Source organism: Dinoroseobacter shibae DFL 12 = DSM 16493, from assembly GCF_000018145.1.
In the GTDB taxonomy this organism is placed as follows: domain Bacteria; phylum Pseudomonadota; class Alphaproteobacteria; order Rhodobacterales; family Rhodobacteraceae; genus Dinoroseobacter; species Dinoroseobacter shibae.
Genome location: NC_009955.1, coordinates 175,732 through 190,506, shown reverse-complemented (window position 1 = coordinate 190,506; position 14,775 = coordinate 175,732). Strand labels below are relative to the sequence as shown.

Annotated in this window: 16 protein-coding genes; 4 read left to right on the top strand and 12 right to left on the bottom strand. The window is 59.9% G+C overall.

Translation table 11 applies throughout. The annotated features are described in order from the left end of the window. Window positions 1-5: 5 nt before the first annotated feature. Complete coding sequence (locus tag DSHI_RS19130; protein WP_012187037.1) at window positions 6-770, top strand: MauE/DoxX family redox-associated membrane protein; 765 nt, start codon at window positions 6-8, stop codon at window positions 768-770. A 21-nt stretch (window positions 771-791) separates the two neighbouring features. Here the strand turns inward: DSHI_RS19130 and cueR are convergent, their stop codons facing one another. After that, entirely contained in the window at window positions 792-1,190 is a 399-nt protein-coding gene (gene cueR, locus DSHI_RS19125; protein ID WP_007803416.1) for a Cu(I)-responsive transcriptional regulator, read from the bottom strand. 12 nt (window positions 1,191-1,202) lie between these two features. Next, complete coding sequence (locus DSHI_RS19120) at window positions 1,203-3,713, bottom strand: heavy metal translocating P-type ATPase (protein WP_012187038.1); 2,511 nt, start codon at window positions 3,711-3,713, stop codon at window positions 1,203-1,205. Window positions 3,714-3,866: 153 nt separating this feature from the next. Here DSHI_RS19120 and DSHI_RS21955 point away from each other — a divergent pair, with 153 nt between their 5' ends. Next, window positions 3,867-4,067: a heavy-metal-associated domain-containing protein gene (locus tag DSHI_RS21955; RefSeq protein WP_007803412.1), complete on the top strand. Its 201-nt coding sequence runs from the start codon at window positions 3,867-3,869 to the stop codon at window positions 4,065-4,067. A 42-nt stretch (window positions 4,068-4,109) separates the two neighbouring features. On the opposite strand, the gene DSHI_RS19115 is transcribed toward DSHI_RS21955, so the two are convergent. The 7 genes from DSHI_RS19115 to DSHI_RS19085 all read right to left on the bottom strand — a co-directional run bounded on the left by DSHI_RS19115 (window position 4,110) and on the right by DSHI_RS19085 (window position 9,690). Next, complete coding sequence (locus DSHI_RS19115; protein ID WP_009807488.1) at window positions 4,110-4,841, bottom strand: DsbA family protein; 732 nt, start codon at window positions 4,839-4,841, stop codon at window positions 4,110-4,112. Window position 4,842: 1 nt separating this feature from the next. Beyond that, window positions 4,843-5,325: a c-type cytochrome gene (locus DSHI_RS19110; protein ID WP_007803408.1), complete on the bottom strand. Its 483-nt coding sequence runs from the start codon at window positions 5,323-5,325 to the stop codon at window positions 4,843-4,845. Continuing rightward, entirely contained in the window at window positions 5,322-6,716 is a 1,395-nt protein-coding gene (locus DSHI_RS19105; protein ID WP_007803406.1) for a multicopper oxidase family protein, read from the bottom strand. Before DSHI_RS19105 ends, DSHI_RS19110 begins: the two co-directional genes overlap by 4 nt. A 43-nt stretch (window positions 6,717-6,759) precedes the next feature. Beyond that, window positions 6,760-7,677, bottom strand: coding sequence for a c-type cytochrome (locus DSHI_RS19100; RefSeq protein ID WP_007803405.1), 918 nt, complete (start codon window positions 7,675-7,677; stop codon window positions 6,760-6,762). 2 nt (window positions 7,678-7,679) lie between these two features. Continuing rightward, complete coding sequence (locus tag DSHI_RS19095) at window positions 7,680-8,273, bottom strand: c-type cytochrome (protein WP_007803403.1); 594 nt, start codon at window positions 8,271-8,273, stop codon at window positions 7,680-7,682. Between the two features lie 369 nt (window positions 8,274-8,642). After that, the gene (locus DSHI_RS19090) at window positions 8,643-9,101 is read right to left on the bottom strand and encodes a c-type cytochrome (protein ID WP_007803401.1); all 459 of its coding nucleotides are present in this window, start codon (window positions 9,099-9,101) and stop codon (window positions 8,643-8,645) included. 28 nt (window positions 9,102-9,129) lie between these two features. Next, window positions 9,130-9,690: a L,D-transpeptidase gene (locus DSHI_RS19085; protein WP_009807486.1), complete on the bottom strand. Its 561-nt coding sequence runs from the start codon at window positions 9,688-9,690 to the stop codon at window positions 9,130-9,132. 155 nt (window positions 9,691-9,845) lie between these two features. Between DSHI_RS19085 and DSHI_RS19080 the strand changes: the two genes are divergently transcribed. Together DSHI_RS19080 and DSHI_RS19075 are read left to right on the top strand one after the other, a co-directional pair. Then, complete coding sequence (locus DSHI_RS19080) at window positions 9,846-10,148, top strand: DUF2933 domain-containing protein (protein WP_007803398.1); 303 nt, start codon at window positions 9,846-9,848, stop codon at window positions 10,146-10,148. Between the two features lie 283 nt (window positions 10,149-10,431). Then, on the top strand, window positions 10,432-12,561 hold the full coding sequence (locus tag DSHI_RS19075; protein ID WP_009807485.1) for a protein-disulfide reductase DsbD family protein: 2,130 nt from the start codon (window positions 10,432-10,434) through the stop codon (window positions 12,559-12,561). 28 nt (window positions 12,562-12,589) lie between these two features. Here the strand turns inward: DSHI_RS19075 and ccmI are convergent, their stop codons facing one another. The 3 genes from ccmI to DSHI_RS19060 are packed head-to-tail and all read right to left on the bottom strand — an operon-like array spanning window position 12,590 to window position 14,774. Next, window positions 12,590-13,741 (bottom strand): c-type cytochrome biogenesis protein CcmI, encoded by a 1,152-nt coding sequence (gene ccmI, locus DSHI_RS19070; protein ID WP_008327282.1) that lies wholly within the window; start codon window positions 13,739-13,741, stop codon window positions 12,590-12,592. Then, a complete protein-coding gene (locus DSHI_RS19065; RefSeq protein WP_009807484.1) occupies window positions 13,738-14,211 on the bottom strand; it encodes a cytochrome c-type biogenesis protein in 474 nt (157 codons plus the stop codon). The genes ccmI and DSHI_RS19065 overlap by 4 nt, the downstream gene beginning before the upstream one ends. Next, a complete protein-coding gene (locus DSHI_RS19060; RefSeq protein ID WP_009807483.1) occupies window positions 14,208-14,774 on the bottom strand; it encodes a DsbE family thiol:disulfide interchange protein in 567 nt (188 codons plus the stop codon). Before DSHI_RS19060 ends, DSHI_RS19065 begins: the two co-directional genes overlap by 4 nt. Between the last annotated feature and the right edge of the window lies 1 nt (window position 14,775).

The window sequence follows — 14,775 nt, the reverse complement described above, 5'->3', positions numbered from 1 at the left end:
AGGACATGCCCCGCGACACAGACAGTAAATCCGCGCAGCTTTATCGCATGGTCATGCCGGGCCATGTCTGCCCCTACGGTCTGAAATCGAAAGACCTGCTGGAGCGGCAAGGCTTCGAGGTGGAAGACCATCCGCTTGACACCCGTGAAGACACCGATGCTTTCATGGAGAAGCACGGGGTCGAGACGACGCCGCAGACTTTCATCGGGGACGAACGGATCGGCGGTTACGATGATCTCAGGGTGTTTTTCGACATTGACCCACCCGAGGAAGAGCAAAGCGACACGACCTACCAGCCGGTCATCGCGATCTTTTCCGTTGCCGCGCTGTTGGCATTGGGCCTGTCTTGGCACCAGTACGGGTCGGTCCTTACCTTGCGGGGGTTCGAATGGTTCATTTCGCTGTCCATGACCATTCTCGCGATCCAGAAATTGCAGGATGTCGAAGGGTTTTCGACGATGTTCCTCAACTACGATCTGCTGGCGCGCAAATGGGTGCGATACGGCAAGGTCTACCCGTTCGGCGAAGCGTTGGCAGGTGTCCTGATGACTGCCGGCGCGCTGCTGTGGCTCTCGGCGCCTGTCGCCCTGTTTATCGGCACGGTCGGCGCTGTCAGCGTGTTCAAGGCTGTTTATATCGACAAGAGAGAGCTGAAATGCGCCTGCGTCGGCGGTGACAGTTCCGTCCCGCTGGGGTTCATTTCGCTGACGGAAAACCTGATGATGATCTTCATGGGTATCTGGATGCCGGTCCGCGCGATCTGGTTCTGAGGTACAGCCCCTTCTTGCCTGTCACTTGGCCAACCGCTCCGGCGACAGATCCTCGATGATGGGGCAGTCGGGCCGGTGATCCCCGGCACATTTTTCCACCAGTTCGGCGAGCGTCGCGCGCATGGATTGCAGTTTCGCGATCTTTTCCTCGATCTGGCGCAGATGGTCTTCCGCAACCGCCTTCACTTGCATGCTTTCGCGGTTTTCATCCTCGTAGAGCGACAGGAGCGTCCTGCAATCTTCGATGGTGAACCCCAAGGCCCGTGCGCGACCCAGAAACGCCAGCTTGTGAATGTGGCTCTCGGTGAACGCGCGGTAGCCGTTCTCGCTACGGTTCGGGCGGATCAGCCCGATGTCCTCGTAGTAGCGGATTGTTTTTGGGGGCACACCCGATTGTCGGGCAACGTCTCCGATGTTCATGTCGAACCTCCGTTATTCTGCTGGAGCAGGAGTGGCGGCTGCCAGCTCTGCCGGGATTGCGCGCTGCTCGTCCATCGCAGGCGCGATGCGCCGCAGCCGCAGGGCATTGGTCAGGACAAACACCGAGGACAACGCCATCGCACCCGCCGCAAGGATTGGTGACAGGAGCAACCCAAAGGCGGGATAAAGCACCCCGGCAGCGACCGGAATAAGTGCCACGTTGTAGGCAAAGGCCCAGAACAGGTTCTGCCGGATGTTGCGCATGGTCCGCCGCGATACTTCGAAGGCGTTCACCACGCCGCGCAAATCGCCCGACATCAGGACGACATCCGCAGATTCGATGGCCACATCGGTGCCGGTTCCAATGGCGATGCCCACATCGGCATGCGCCAGCGCCGGGGCGTCGTTGATCCCGTCGCCGACAAAGGCGATGCGCTTGTTCCCTTGGCGCAAACTGTCGAGCGCCGCAACCTTGCCGTCCGGCAGGACGCCGGCGATGACGTGGTCGATACCGGTTTCGCGGGCGATGGCTTCGGCGGTTTCGCGTTTGTCGCCGGTGATCATCGCAACCGCAAGACCCTTTTCGTGCAGCGCTGCGATGGCTGCGCGGCTTGCCGGTTTGACCGGATCGGCCACGCCGATCACGGCGGCGACACGCCCATCTATGGCAGCGTAAAGCGCCGTGCGACCCTTGCTTGCGATCTTCGTTTCCTCTGGAGCCAATGCCGAGACGTCAATGCCTTCGCGCGCCATGTAGCGGTCGGCCCCAACCAACACCTCCACGTCTTCGACCACGGCGCGCACGCCGTAACCTGTGACCGATTGAAAGCCTTCGGCCGCCACAAGAGGTGCGCCCTCGGCCCGCGCGGCCCGCACGATGGCGTCCGCGACAGGATGCTCGGAGAGCGACTCCACGGCAGCGATCTTCGAGAGCGTTGTTGGGCGATCGAACCCTTCCGCCAGCACAAGGTCAGTCAGTGCGGGTCGCCCCTCGGTCACCGTGCCTGTTTTGTCGAGGGCGACCACATCAACGGAATCAAGTTGCTGCAAGGCGTCACCTTTACGGAACAGGACACCCATTTCCGCAGCACGTCCCGTCCCGACCATGATCGAGGTCGGCGTCGCAAGCCCCATCGCGCAGGGGCACGCGATGATGAGCACCGACACACCGGCGACCAGCGCCATCGTCAGGGCCGGATCAGGCCCGAAAAACAGCCAGACCAGCACGGTCGCCGCCGCGATCGCCATCACGGCAGGCACGAACCACAAGGTGATCCGGTCGACCAATCCCTGGATCGGCAGTTTGGCGCCCTGGGCCTCTTCGACGATGCGAATAATCTGCGCCAGGGTCGTGTCGGCGCCGACCCGCGTGGCGAGGAACTGCAGGCTTCCGGCGCCGTTGACCGTCCCGCCGGTCACCGTATCTCCGGCACCTTTTTCAGCGGGGATCGGCTCGCCTGTCAGCATGCTTTCGTCGACGCGGCTGGTCCCCTCGATGACCTCGCCATCGACCGCGATGCGTTCACCAGGGCGCACGATGACGATGTCACCCTGAACCAGCGCATCGATCTCGATCTCGACGCTTTCTCCGTCCCGCATCACGCGTGCAGTCCGCGCCTGAAGCCCTAATAGCTTCTGGATGGCCGCGCCCGTTCTCCCCTTGGCGCGCGCTTCAAGAAACCGCCCCAGAAGGATCAGAACGACGATGACCGCTGCCGCCTCGAAATAGACGGTGCGCAGCGTGTCAGGCAGGACCGACGGTACGAATGTCGCAACCACGGAATAAAGGTAAGCCGCCCCGGTGCCGACCGCGACGAGGCTGTTCATGTCGGGGGCACCCCGGAACAAGGCCGGGAAACCCTTGGTGTAAAACGTCCGGCCCGGGCCGAAGAGAACGATTGTCGTCAGCACGAACTGAAGAAGCCAACTCGTCTGCTGGCCAATCGTGGTCTCGATCAGCATATGAACGGCCGGAATGACGTGGCCACCCATTTCGATCAGGAAGACCGGCAAGGCGAGGATGGCCGCAAAGGTGACCCGTTTGGCAAGCGCCTGAGCCTCTTCCTCCTTGCGCGCAACTCTGTCGTCACCGGCCTGGGCCGTTGCCACGGTTGCTGGATACCCTGCCGCGCCGCTTGATTCGATCAGATCGGATGTCGTGACAAGACCTTCGACGTAAACGACCGTCGCCGTCTCTGAGGCGAGGTTGACGTTCACCTCGACCACCCCGGGCACCGCGGCAAGCGCCTTATCGACCCGCCCGACGCAAGAGGCACAGGACATCGCTGCAATCGTGAGTTCGGCCCTGGCCTTCCGCGCGGGGTAGCCCAGCTCGCGAAGGGATTCGATGATGTCGGGAATGCGCTTGAGCGCGTCCACGCTCATGCGAGCAGTTTCCGAGGCAAGGTTCACCGACACATCCTCTACGCCGTCGATTGCATTCAATGCGCGATCGACCCTGCCAACGCAGGACGCGCATGACATGCCTTCGATCGGCAGGCTGATCTGTTTGGGTTCGGGCATATGTGTCACCTGTTTTTCCATTCGAAGTGGAATATGAGGCTTCCAGTTACTGGAGGGTCAATGGGAGGGCGCCAAATAAATTTCTTCACTTGACCTTCCAGCGGGGGGGAAGCCCCATGTCACCGATAGAAATCAGATCAAGGAGTGGTTCCGATGAAGTTCAGCGTTCCGGACATGAGCTGTGGGCATTGCACCGCAGCAATCGAAAGCGCGGTGAAGAGCGCAGATCCGAATGCAGGCGTAGAATGTGACCTTTCTGCCCGACAGGTGCATGTCGACAGCGTGTTACCAGCCGATCAGGTCCAAGCGATCATTCGGGATGCGGGCTACAACGTGGAACCTGCGGCCGCTTGATGCAGTGCCTGGACCACCCAAGGGTGGTCCGGGCACAGAATTTCAGTCTTCGACTTTGCGGGCTTCCTCGACCAAGTCGGCAAGCTGCGCCTTTTCGACGAAGCCCGGGACCAGCGCATCCCCGATCACGAAAGACGGCGTGCCGTTAAAGCCCAGAGCTTGGGTCAGTTGCATGGAGGTCGCAATGTGCTCTTCGACCTCGGGGGCCTCCATGTCCTTGCGCAACTGCGCGATATCCAGGCCGATCTCCTCGGCCACGCGCAGCACGGAGGCCTCTTCCGCGCGGCCTTCCAGCCCCATCATTGCCCAGTGAAACTCTTCGTATTTGTCCTGCTTGCGCGCTGCCAAGGCCGCTTTCGCGGCAAACACCGATCCGTCTCCGAGAATGGGCCATTCACGATAGACGAGGCGAATGTTGGGATCGTCTTCGATCAAAGCCCGCACCTCGGGTTTGACCCGCCGACAATAGGGACAGTTGTAGTCGAAAAATTCCACAACAGTGACGTCCCCTTCCAGGTTGCCGAGAACCGGCGCATTCGGATCGTTCTCGATCAGATCGCGCTGGTCATTCAGAACTTGGGCCTGACTGAGCTCCTGCGCTTGCGCCTGCCTTTGTTCGAGGATCGCCACGGCCTCCATGACAATCTCCGGGTTCTCGCGGATTGCCTCGAGCACAAGTTCCTTGACCCGGGACTCTGACAGTTCGTCCGCGAGTGCCGGTATCGGAAGCAAGGCAGCTATCGCGACCGTCGTGAAGGCTTGTCTGAAACGCATTTTAGTTCTCTCCCCGTTGTTCGTCGGCTTCTGTCCGCGCGGCCTGGACTTCGCGGATGCGGTCTGGCCAGGTGGACCGGATGAAGGCCAGGATGTTGTGAATTTGCTGGTCGGTCAGCACGTCTGCGAAACCGGGCATGCCACTGTCGAATTCGACGCCCTGACGCGCCAGAAGCGCCGCACCCCCCAGTTTTGTGTAATCGAAGAGCAGGCTGTCAGGATGATGCCAGGTGTGACCCGTCTCATCATGTGGTGGTGCTGGCAGGCGCCCATCCGCGCCGGGCGTTCGCCATTCCGGCTGGCCTTCCAGACCCGCGCCATGACAAGACGCACAGTTTTCTGCGTAGAGCAACGCGCCTTCTTCGATGTCGTAGCTCTCCGCCCTGGACGCGCTGCCGACATCCGAGGATGCACTGGTCGAGAGCCAATACGTGAAGGCGGCTGCTGCGACAGTGATCGGAAGGGACCAAACGAGATATCTCATGTGACCCGTATCCAGGTTGTCATGCCAGATGCGGCGTGGCTGAGCATGTGGCAATGGAACAGCCACTTGCCGGGATTGTCTGCCGTAAAGGCGATCTCCCGGGACTCGTTGCCGGCCAACAGGATCGTGTCCCGCATCGGCCCGAACGCGCCGTCGGGGCGCAGCTCGCGGAAATGCATCCCGTGCAGGTGCATCGCATGTGGGAAAACGGTCTGGTTCTCGATCTTCAGGCGCACCGGCTCGTTCAGGGATAGATCGGCCAGTGGCGTGTAGGTCATTTCGGCGACATCATTCAGGGCCCAGAATTTGCCCGCTTGGGCAAGCTGACGGAATCCAAGACGTTCCCCGCCAAGCAATGCGGACTGCATTCGCCCCATTGCCCCGCCGGACATGACCAGTCGCAAATCACGCGCATCGGCAAGGTCCGGGGCGTGTGCCGCGGGGTTCGGCGGCAACGGCAGTGGCTTGCCTCTTGGTACTGAACTGGCTGTGCCGTTGACCAGAAAACTCACCAACGGGGTCAGTTGATCATCATCGCCGATGCGAAGCAATTGGGCGGTGCCGCCTTCGTCTTCGGTCACATCCACAATTAAGTCGACGCGCTGTGCCGGGCCGAGGATCAACTCGCCGTCAACCGACTGGGGTTGGCCGGTTGGCATTCCATCCACGGCCACCGTCCAGCCACTGAATCCAGAGAGCCTCAGCGGGAAAATTCGAGCGCTTGCTGCGTTGATGATCCGCAAGCGAATGCGCTCGTTGCGCTGCGCGGGCAAGGTCAGGTCATAGCGCCCGTTGGTCGTGATAAAGTTGCCGGTACGTCCACCGTGGCTCATCATCATGGGCTGTTCGAAATTGTCGAACAGCTGCCCGCTCTCAGGGTCGAGCAACCAGTCCTCCAGAACGATGACTTCCTCGCGGTCGATGTCCGGTCCATCGACCTCTTCGACGATCAAGGCACCGCGCAGACCACGCGCGACTTGCTCGTATGAGCGATTATGCGCGTGATACCAATAGGTGCCCGCGTCCGGTACGACGAAGTCGTAGTCAAAGGTTCCACCCGGCGCTACGGCCTCTTGGGTCAGCCCTGAAACGCCATCCATCGCGTTGTCGATCCGGATTCCGTGCCAGTGAACCGAACTGGGATCGGGTACCTCGTTGCGAAACCTGCGACGCACCCGATCGCCTTGTGTGACCCTGATTTCCGGGGCCGGAACGAGGCCGTCATAGCCCCAGATCTCTGTTTCCGGGTAGGTGTCCGGAAGAAGCTGTCGACGTGCAACCTTGGCAATCAGGTCCTCGAACGGGGTCGCGGCAAAAGCCGACTGCGGGATGGCCGCCGCGCAGGCCGCCAGTGTTGCATGGCGCAAGAAATCCCGACGTGTTTGTCTCATTTCGATCCTCGAGAAAGCGGGGGCGTGTTGCCCCCGCGTGGTGTTAGTTCGACGCGGGGTTCTCCGCCTCGACCGTGTCCTTGTTCAGCAGGAAAAGCGCCATCGCTTCGCGATCGGCAGGTGTCAGAAACCGAGTTCCCTCGCGAACCACTTCCGCCATGCTGCCGCCGAAAGCATCGCCCGAAGGGGTGATGCCGGTCTGGAGCGCATAAGCGAGGTTTGAAACCGTCCAGTCATTTTTGACCAGGTCTTTTGGCCGTATCGCGGGGGCCTTGCTGCCACCGGGAAGCTGGGCGTTGCCTGCAAAGGAAGCACCGATATCGCGGCCTCCCGCAAGATTGCGCGGCGTATGGCAGGCTCCGCAATGTGCCGCACCGCGCACCAATTCCCGTCCTCGATTCCATGCGTCGCTTCGCCCTTCAATCGGTTCGGTATCCGGATCGTAGAAGAACGCCGCTCGCCAGAGCTTCAGCCCCCATCGTTGGTCGAATGGGAAGCTGACATCATTTTCTGGTGCAGGCTCGTCCACGGGCGGCACGGTTTGAAACGCCGCCCAGAGGTCAGCGATATCCTGATCAGAAAAATCCGCATAGAAGGTGTACGGGAAAGACGGATAGTACGGCGTTCCATCGGGGCCGATGCCTTGCCGCACGGCTTTTGCGAACTGTTCTGCCGTCCATTCGCCCATGCCATGTTCCGGGTCTGTCGTCAGGTTGGGCGGGTAGAACGTTCCGAACGGGGTTTCGAGCGGCGCCCCTCCGGCAAGTGGTGCGCCGCCCGCTTCAAAATTGGTATGACAGGCAATGCACCCACTGGCGCGCGCCAGATATGCGCCCCGGTCGACATTGCCCTCTATTGCAATCGGAGTCACTGCACTGCCGACAGGCCATGCAATCACGACGCCGAGGCTGGCCGCGCCCAGCACGGCGGCCCCGCTGACGAGTGTCAAGAACCGGCGCATGGTCAGTCTTCTTCCGCCCGGAAGCGTTCATGGCATGCGGAACAGACCTGGGTCGTCATCGCGAATGCTGCGTCGGCGGGCATTTCGGCAATGGCGGCCGCATCCATCATGTCGCCTCGGCCCATCATCGTGCTCCCGCCCATCATGGTTGTATCGCCTCCCATCATTGACCCGCCGCCCATCATCGAGGCGCCATCCATGGAGGTATTGCCGCTCATGCCGCCCAATCCATTGTCGGCTGCGCGTTCCAGGCCCTCAGAGTATTCTTCCAGCTGACTTGCCAATGCCGCGAAGCGCTCCCAGTCGGTCCACACCTCGTCCTTGGCTTCCGAGGGCATGCCCCCTGTGCCCTCTGGGAACAGCTTTGTCATGCTCTCACCGGCGTGCTGCTGGAACAGGCGCGCGGCATCGCGCACTGTTTCTGCGTCATAGGCCGTTTCGCCCCGCATCATCGGGGCCACGGTCTTGACCGCCTTCCCCATTGCAAGCATGGCATCCATGCGCTCTTTCACGATGCCGGTGGCACCGCTATGCGCGAATGCCGTGACCGCAGTACCTGCAATCAACACTGCCGCTACGATAGTCGTCTTTTTCATGTCTTCGATCCTTCTTTGGGTCTGCTTTTCGAGCGATGTGAAATCAGACCCACCGTCGGGGCGGTGGAGGATCGCTGATCGGGCGCAATTCGGTTCGTTGGATCGCGCCGTCTTGCATGACGGCTTTCAGAAAAGAAGGCTCGTACGCCATGTTCGGCTGAAGCAATAACGCTGCCGGGACAGAACAATCGAGGCCTGGATGGCAGTGGCCAGAGGCCTCGGTCGATGGCCCTGCGTCTTCGTGACCATGGTATTCCTGCCCCAACGACGTTTCACCATGATATACCGGCGCCTCTGGCACCCCGAGTACTACAAGGAAAAGGCCGAAAACGGCCGACAGAATCCATCGGTTCGTCTTCGACCAACGCATCAGTTGATCCCGTTGGCCCGCTGCAATTCGCGGACATAGGCGGCCACCATCTTGACGTCTCCTTGGGTCAATCCCTCGATCTTAGGCATATTACCGAAATTCCAGTGATGTGCACGGACGCCGTTTTGAGCTGCCAGAACAAAAGCCATGTCCGAATGGTGGCTCGGTTCGTAGATCTTGTGCACGAGAGGCGGCGCAACACCGTTGCGACCGGCGGCATTTTCGCCGTGACACTCGGAACATTTTGCCTCGAATATGTTCTTCCCAAGCGCCGCCTGCTGCGAGAGTGCGTCAGGCAGCTGGACCTGGACGATCGGATCGCCTTCGGCAATCTCGCTTGTGTCAGGTGGCGTCATGGAGTGGCCAACCGCTAAATCTTCGGCTCCAACGAACTGCCAAACGGCAAAACCCCCGCCGATAACAAAAACGGCACCAATCAGCGCAGTTAATTTGTCCATGCCTGTATCTTCCGCCTTGCCCGTTGGGTCAGATGAGTTTGACTTGAGTGCCGACAGGCGCTCGCTCGTAGACTTCCTCGATCTGTTCGTTGAACAAACCGATGCAGCCGTTTGACGACCGGCGGCCGATCTTGCGCGTGTCCTGTGTCCCGTGAATACGGTAGTACTGCCACGACAGGTACAGTGCGCGAGTACCCAAGGGGTTGTCCGGATCACCCCCCTCGATACGTGCCGGCCATTCCGGATTGCGTTCCCGCATGGAGGGCGTCGGCGCCCAACTGGGGTTTTTGCGTTTTTCCACCACTTCAGTGTAACCGCGTTTGGTGAGTTCGTCGGTCAGCGGAACGGATGTCGGGTAAATCCGCATCTCGCCGTCCGCTGTCCAGTGCTGTAGCGCCATCGTCACGGTGTCTGAGATGATGATCCCTTTGCCGAGCGTGTCGAAATGGTCTTGCCAGTCATGAACTCGGAAAGAAGAAATGTTGCGGCGAATGGTTTCGGCTCGAACCACGCTTGGTGCAACCAAAGCGACAGCCGCATACCCCAACAGGCTTCGTCGATTGATCTTGTTGTTTCGCGATGTCGTCATGACACACTCCTAGCCTACGGTTTGTACATGTCTTTTACGGGAGACCCGGCATCAGGCAACCTGACAAGGCCGCGAGAAGTGTATCCATTTGTATCCTTGACCTTACCCTGCTGGAGGGTCGCAAATGACGCCAGGAACGAGACAAAGAGGGTGTCATGGACGACGAAAATCCCAAGAATAAGCCGATTACAGACAAGCTCATGCATTACGGAATGATGGCGTGTTGCATTGTGATGCTGTTGCCCGTGATCGGTTTTTTTCTCGCTGGCGGAACGCTTGCGGGTATGTGGGGCAATGCATCGGCTTTCGCCCCGCTCCTGTTGTGCGTTGGAGCGCATCTTGTGATGCATAGATTCATGGGGAAATCGTGCCATTCCGACAAGGCAAACGATACTATCGAGGAAGCGCCCGAGCCCATAAGTTCCGTGATTCCTAGCGTCGCCCGCAACAGGCAGTGATGTGCGAGGGAAAGCAAAGGTATTCGTATTGCTGTTGATGGTTACATTACTTGGAGGTTGCGCGGGAAGCCTTGCAGACTGCCTAGATCTGAAGGCTATCGTGTCCACGAAGCAAGCGTCAGACCTTCTGCCGGATGGGTGTCGAACCCTTTCATCTTCTGCGACTGGCGTTGCGCGAATTGTCTGTGCGGACGGTCGTCAGGGTTTTGCCACAGGTGGACTTTGACGCAATTTCCGCCGTCCTGGCGAAATCTGCGGAAAATATGGGAAGGAAGCAGGTATCTTGATCGATTGCCTTTTGATCCTGCGACGGGTTTTGCTTATTCCCTTCGTGCTCCTGGCCGTTGTCTCTGGAAGTGTCGCGGCAGCAACCTCTGCTGAATACCAGAGCGCGCCACTCACCGCGCATCTCATTAGTGTACAGGACGGCGTTCCCGAGAACACACAGACTCTGTCAGCCGGGCTTCACCTTCAACTGAACGAAAACTGGAAGACCTATTGGCGGTCGGCGGGCGAGGTGGGAATACCGCCTTCGGTCGAATGGAGCGGTTCCGAAAACGTCGCAGATGTCGAATTCATGTGGCCCGCCCCGACGCGCTTCACCGCCTTCGGCATCGAAAATTTTGGTTATGCGGGTGAAGTCGTCTTTCCGCTGCGCATAACGCTCAAAGATCCCGGCGCACCTGTGACTCTTTCCGCGCAGGTCAAACTGCTGGTGTGCTCCAATGTCTGTGTCCCGGAAGAGTTTGACCTGTCACTTCGCCTCGGACGGGGCAACGTCATCGACAGCACTTCGGCTGGGCTGATCGGTACGTTTTCCGAGCGCGTCCCCGAAGGGGCCAAGACGAGCGGCGTCAGCGAGGCAAATGCCTTCATCGACGAAGACCTCACGGAGTTGATCGTCAGCCTTCGCGTCGATGAACCACTCCAGTCGCCGGATGTGTTTCCCGAACTGGGTATGGGTGTTGCGCTTGGCAAACCCGATATCCGTTTGGGAGAAGAGGATCGTTTGCTTTGGGCGCGCTTGCCGATCCTCTCGTCGAATACGGATGTGACAGTGGCTCCGTCGATTACCGTCACCGACGGCGAGAACCGGGCCTTCACGATCATCGCGGATCGCGTGGCGCAAGGAATAGCACCACCCTTTGAACTGGCCGCCACGACACCGGACATGATGGAACTGATCTGGATTGCCGCGATCGCGCTGCTGGGCGGATTGATCCTGAATGTGATGCCCTGCGTGCTGCCGGTGCTGTCCATCAAGGTGTCGTCTGTGCTCAAACACACCGATCACGACACAACCCGTGTCCGGTTCGGTTTCGTCGCTGCCAGCGCCGGCATCATGACGTTCATGTGGGGTCTGGCGCTCGTCCTCTGGGCGCTCCAGACGGCAGGCCTCAGCGTCGGGTGGGGTTTGCAGTTTCAAAGCCCGCTGTTTCTTGCGGCGATGATCGCTGTCCTGCTCGTCTTTTCGGCAAATCTGTTCGGAGCGTTCGAGTTCGCCCTTCCACACGGCATGCAGACGCGGCTTGCAGGGGCCGGAGGACGCAACGGGTATTCCGCCGACTTTTTCACTGGCATGTTCGGTGCCGTCATGGCGACGCCTTGTTCGGCACCGTTCCTCGGCACCGCGGTGGCCTTTGCTTTGGCCGGGCGTGGCGTGGACATCCTCATCGTCTTTACGAGCCTCGGGCTCGGCCTCGCCCTGCCCTATCTCGTCATCGCCGCGTTCCCGCGTCTGGTCGCATTCATGCCCAAGCCTGGTCGATGGATGCTGATCATCAAAAGCGTCATGGGGGTTTTGTTGCTTGCAACCGCCGTGTGGCTGTTCTGGGTGCTCGACGGTGTCGCCGGGCTTGCGTCTGTCATCGCGGTCGCGGCGTTGTCCGGTCTCGCCGTTCTGATACTATCTCTCCCGAATGTGCAGTCCCAATTCAGGTGGTCTATTGCCATAGCCAGCCTTGTCCTGGCCATTGCCGCAGGTCCTCTCTTGCAGCAATCAGCACCTGCGCGTTCGACGCCGCAGTTGGCAATGGCTTGGATCGCATTTGATCGTTCGGAAATAGCGAAACGCGTGTCCGCAGGAGAGGTCGTTTTTGTCGATGTGACCGCTGACTGGTGTCTGACTTGCAAAGCGAACAAGACACTTATCATCGATCGGGAGCCAGTCCGGAGCGCGCTTGAAGCGCCTGGAGTCACGGCGATGCAGGCAGATTGGACACGCCCGGACACGCGCATTTCCCGCTACCTTGAGAGTTTCGGCAGATACGGCATCCCCTTCAATGCCGTCTACGGACCATCGGCACCGAACGGCATTGTGCTGTCCGAATTGCTAAAAACCGAGGACGTGATGAACGCCTTGGCGCAAGCCAGTGGTCGGGATGTTTCCGCAAAGGTTGCCGGACAGGAGTGACCTGCTCGACCGGGACACCGAGCAGTAGTCAGCCGCCGAGCCGCTCAAGCGCGGCACGGACCGCCGCACGCCGAGGATCACTGGCGGGCTGCTGCTCCAACAGCGCTTCAGCCTTGCGGTAGGCCTCAACGGCGCGATCGGGCTCCTGAAGGACGGTATAGGCATTTGCCAGCCGCATCCAACCATCCAGATCGTCCGGTTCATCCTCAAGACGCTCGGCCAGCCGCGAGACCATCGATCGGATGAACTCCGCGCGATCCGCGTCATTCATCTCCGACGCCGCCGCGACATCTGCGGCACTCGGGCCTGGTTGCGACGTCGGCCCGCTGGGTAGATTGACGACCGGAAGGTCAGCTGCCGCTGCAATCCGGTTGATCTGCGCTGCATAGGTCTCCATCCAGGGAACGTAAGCCTCTTCCTGATTCAGTCGTGAAACAAGCAGATCGTAGGCCTTACGCGTCTCTTCTTGCTGAAAGTAATACAGAGACTCGAAGTAGGTTGCCGCAGGATTGGATGGGTCAAGGTCCAAAGCGCGATCAATGGCCAATTTCGCCCGTGGAATAACAACGCCGTCATTGGCAACCGCGACAGCCTCTGCCAGCATGGAGAATGTCGCGGAGGTGGCATCCTCCCGTTCGGCAACGACTTCGAAGGCTTCGACGGCATCGGCTGCTCTGCCCATGCGCTGATAGGTCTGGCCCAACAGCATCCACCCTTCGCTAGGGCCGCCGGTCGGATCGGATACAAGCCTTTCGCGAAGTTGTATTGCCAGCGCCGTCACTTCATCAGTCTGTGCCCGCTCCTCTGCACGGGCAGCGAAGGCCATTGAAGGAACCTCCGGCGATCCCATCGTCAGATAGTAGCCCGCGGCAATAACCGGCGCGAGGACCGCCGCGACAACGAGAGTGACTCTGCCACCATTACGGGATGATCCGGCTTTTTCTTCCGAATTGCGGGTCGTCGCGAGGATCCGTTTCTTGATCTCGAGTCTGGCCGCTTGAGCTTCCTGTTCAGAAATCAAACCGCGGTCCATGTCTCGTTGGATTTCCCGCATCTGATCGGCGAGGATCGCCGGTACCGCATCCCCTCTGGTGAGAGTGTTCGATTTGGACAGCAGCAGCGGGTAGAGGACAATTCCGATTGCGACCAGCGTCAAAAGAACGAAAATACCCCAGATCATGACGCATCCCCCGCTTCGTTTTGCCTGAGAATTTCGGACACGGTGTTCTCATCCTCCGAGCCCAAGTCTTCAAATGCCTCTTGCTTTCGCCGACTCATCAGTAGCCCGCCACCAACGAAAACCCCGATCAGAACGAAAGCGATCGGAGCGAACCAAAGCGCGTAGGTCGCAGGCTCCAGAGGCGGTTTCAGCAGCACGTAATCCCCGTACCGCGCCCGTATGTATTCGATCACCTCCGCGTCGCTGTCTCCAACGACCAGGCGCTCGCGTACGAGCAGACGCAAGTCCCGCGCCACACCCGCGTTCGAACTGTCGATGTCCTGGTTCTGACAGACGACGCATCGTAGATCCTTGGAAATCTCCCGCGCACGCTGTTCCAATACCGGGTCGGTCAGCATTTCGTCCGGTTCCACCGCATTGGCGGCAAAGGGAAGGAGCCCGATGCAAAACGCGAAAATCAACTGTCTCATGAACCTGCTCCATTTGGCAGTGCGCCTGCCTGCTTCAGGGCTTGCGTGAACCGTTCGACGGCGTCCGGACCCACGACCGGCCCGACATAGCGAAACAAAACGGTGCCATCGCTATCGACGATGAAGGTTTCCGGCACGCCCGACAGGCCCCATTCGATCCCGGTCCGGCCCGACAGGTCGGACCCGATCCGCTCGTAGGGATTGCCGAGGTCATTGAGCCACTTCACGGCATCCTCAGGTTTGTCTTTGTAGTTTATTCCGAACAACCGCATGCCGTCTCGTTCGACAAATCTTGTCAACACGGCATGTTCCGCGCGGCAGGGCACGCACCAGGACGCAAAGACATTGACCACGACCGGTCGTTCGTTGCCGACAAGATCGCTTCGGGCCAGGCCGGGTGTCTCCAACCCCGGCACGGGATCGAGGTCGAACGCCGGGGCCGGTTGCGAGATCAGGACGGAAGGGATCTCGTTGGGATCCCGGTCGGGATTGAGCCCCCAGAGAAAAAACCCACCGAATATGACCGCCGCAATAAACGGCAGCCCGGCAATGAGACGTTTCATC

What these genes read in the sequence shown, in the direction of transcription:
- DSHI_RS19105 (WP_007803406.1), bottom strand. Translation starts at nt 6,716, where the DNA reads ATGAGACAAACACGTCGGGATTTCTTGCGCCATGCAACACTGGCGGCC.
- DSHI_RS19120 (WP_012187038.1), bottom strand. Translation starts at nt 3,713, where the DNA reads ATGCCCGAACCCAAACAGATCAGCCTGCCGATCGAAGGCATGTCATGC.
- DSHI_RS19065 (WP_009807484.1), bottom strand. Translation starts at nt 14,211, where the DNA reads ATGAGACAGTTGATTTTCGCGTTTTGCATCGGGCTCCTTCCCTTTGCC.
- DSHI_RS19090 (WP_007803401.1), bottom strand. Translation starts at nt 9,101, where the DNA reads ATGGACAAATTAACTGCGCTGATTGGTGCCGTTTTTGTTATCGGCGGG.
- DSHI_RS19095 (WP_007803403.1), bottom strand. Translation starts at nt 8,273, where the DNA reads ATGAAAAAGACGACTATCGTAGCGGCAGTGTTGATTGCAGGTACTGCG.
- ccmI (WP_008327282.1), bottom strand. Translation starts at nt 13,741, where the DNA reads ATGATCTGGGGTATTTTCGTTCTTTTGACGCTGGTCGCAATCGGAATT.
- DSHI_RS19080 (WP_007803398.1), top strand. Translation starts at nt 9,846, where the DNA reads ATGGACGACGAAAATCCCAAGAATAAGCCGATTACAGACAAGCTCATG.
- DSHI_RS19060 (WP_009807483.1), bottom strand. Translation starts at nt 14,774, where the DNA reads ATGAAACGTCTCATTGCCGGGCTGCCGTTTATTGCGGCGGTCATATTC.
- DSHI_RS21955 (WP_007803412.1), top strand. Translation starts at nt 3,867, where the DNA reads ATGAAGTTCAGCGTTCCGGACATGAGCTGTGGGCATTGCACCGCAGCA.
- cueR (WP_007803416.1), bottom strand. Translation starts at nt 1,190, where the DNA reads ATGAACATCGGAGACGTTGCCCGACAATCGGGTGTGCCCCCAAAAACA.
- DSHI_RS19115 (WP_009807488.1), bottom strand. Translation starts at nt 4,841, where the DNA reads ATGCGTTTCAGACAAGCCTTCACGACGGTCGCGATAGCTGCCTTGCTT.
- DSHI_RS19085 (WP_009807486.1), bottom strand. Translation starts at nt 9,690, where the DNA reads ATGACGACATCGCGAAACAACAAGATCAATCGACGAAGCCTGTTGGGG.
- DSHI_RS19100 (WP_007803405.1), bottom strand. Translation starts at nt 7,677, where the DNA reads ATGCGCCGGTTCTTGACACTCGTCAGCGGGGCCGCCGTGCTGGGCGCG.
- DSHI_RS19110 (WP_007803408.1), bottom strand. Translation starts at nt 5,325, where the DNA reads ATGAGATATCTCGTTTGGTCCCTTCCGATCACTGTCGCAGCAGCCGCC.
- DSHI_RS19130 (WP_012187037.1), top strand. Translation starts at nt 6, where the DNA reads ATGCCCCGCGACACAGACAGTAAATCCGCGCAGCTTTATCGCATGGTC.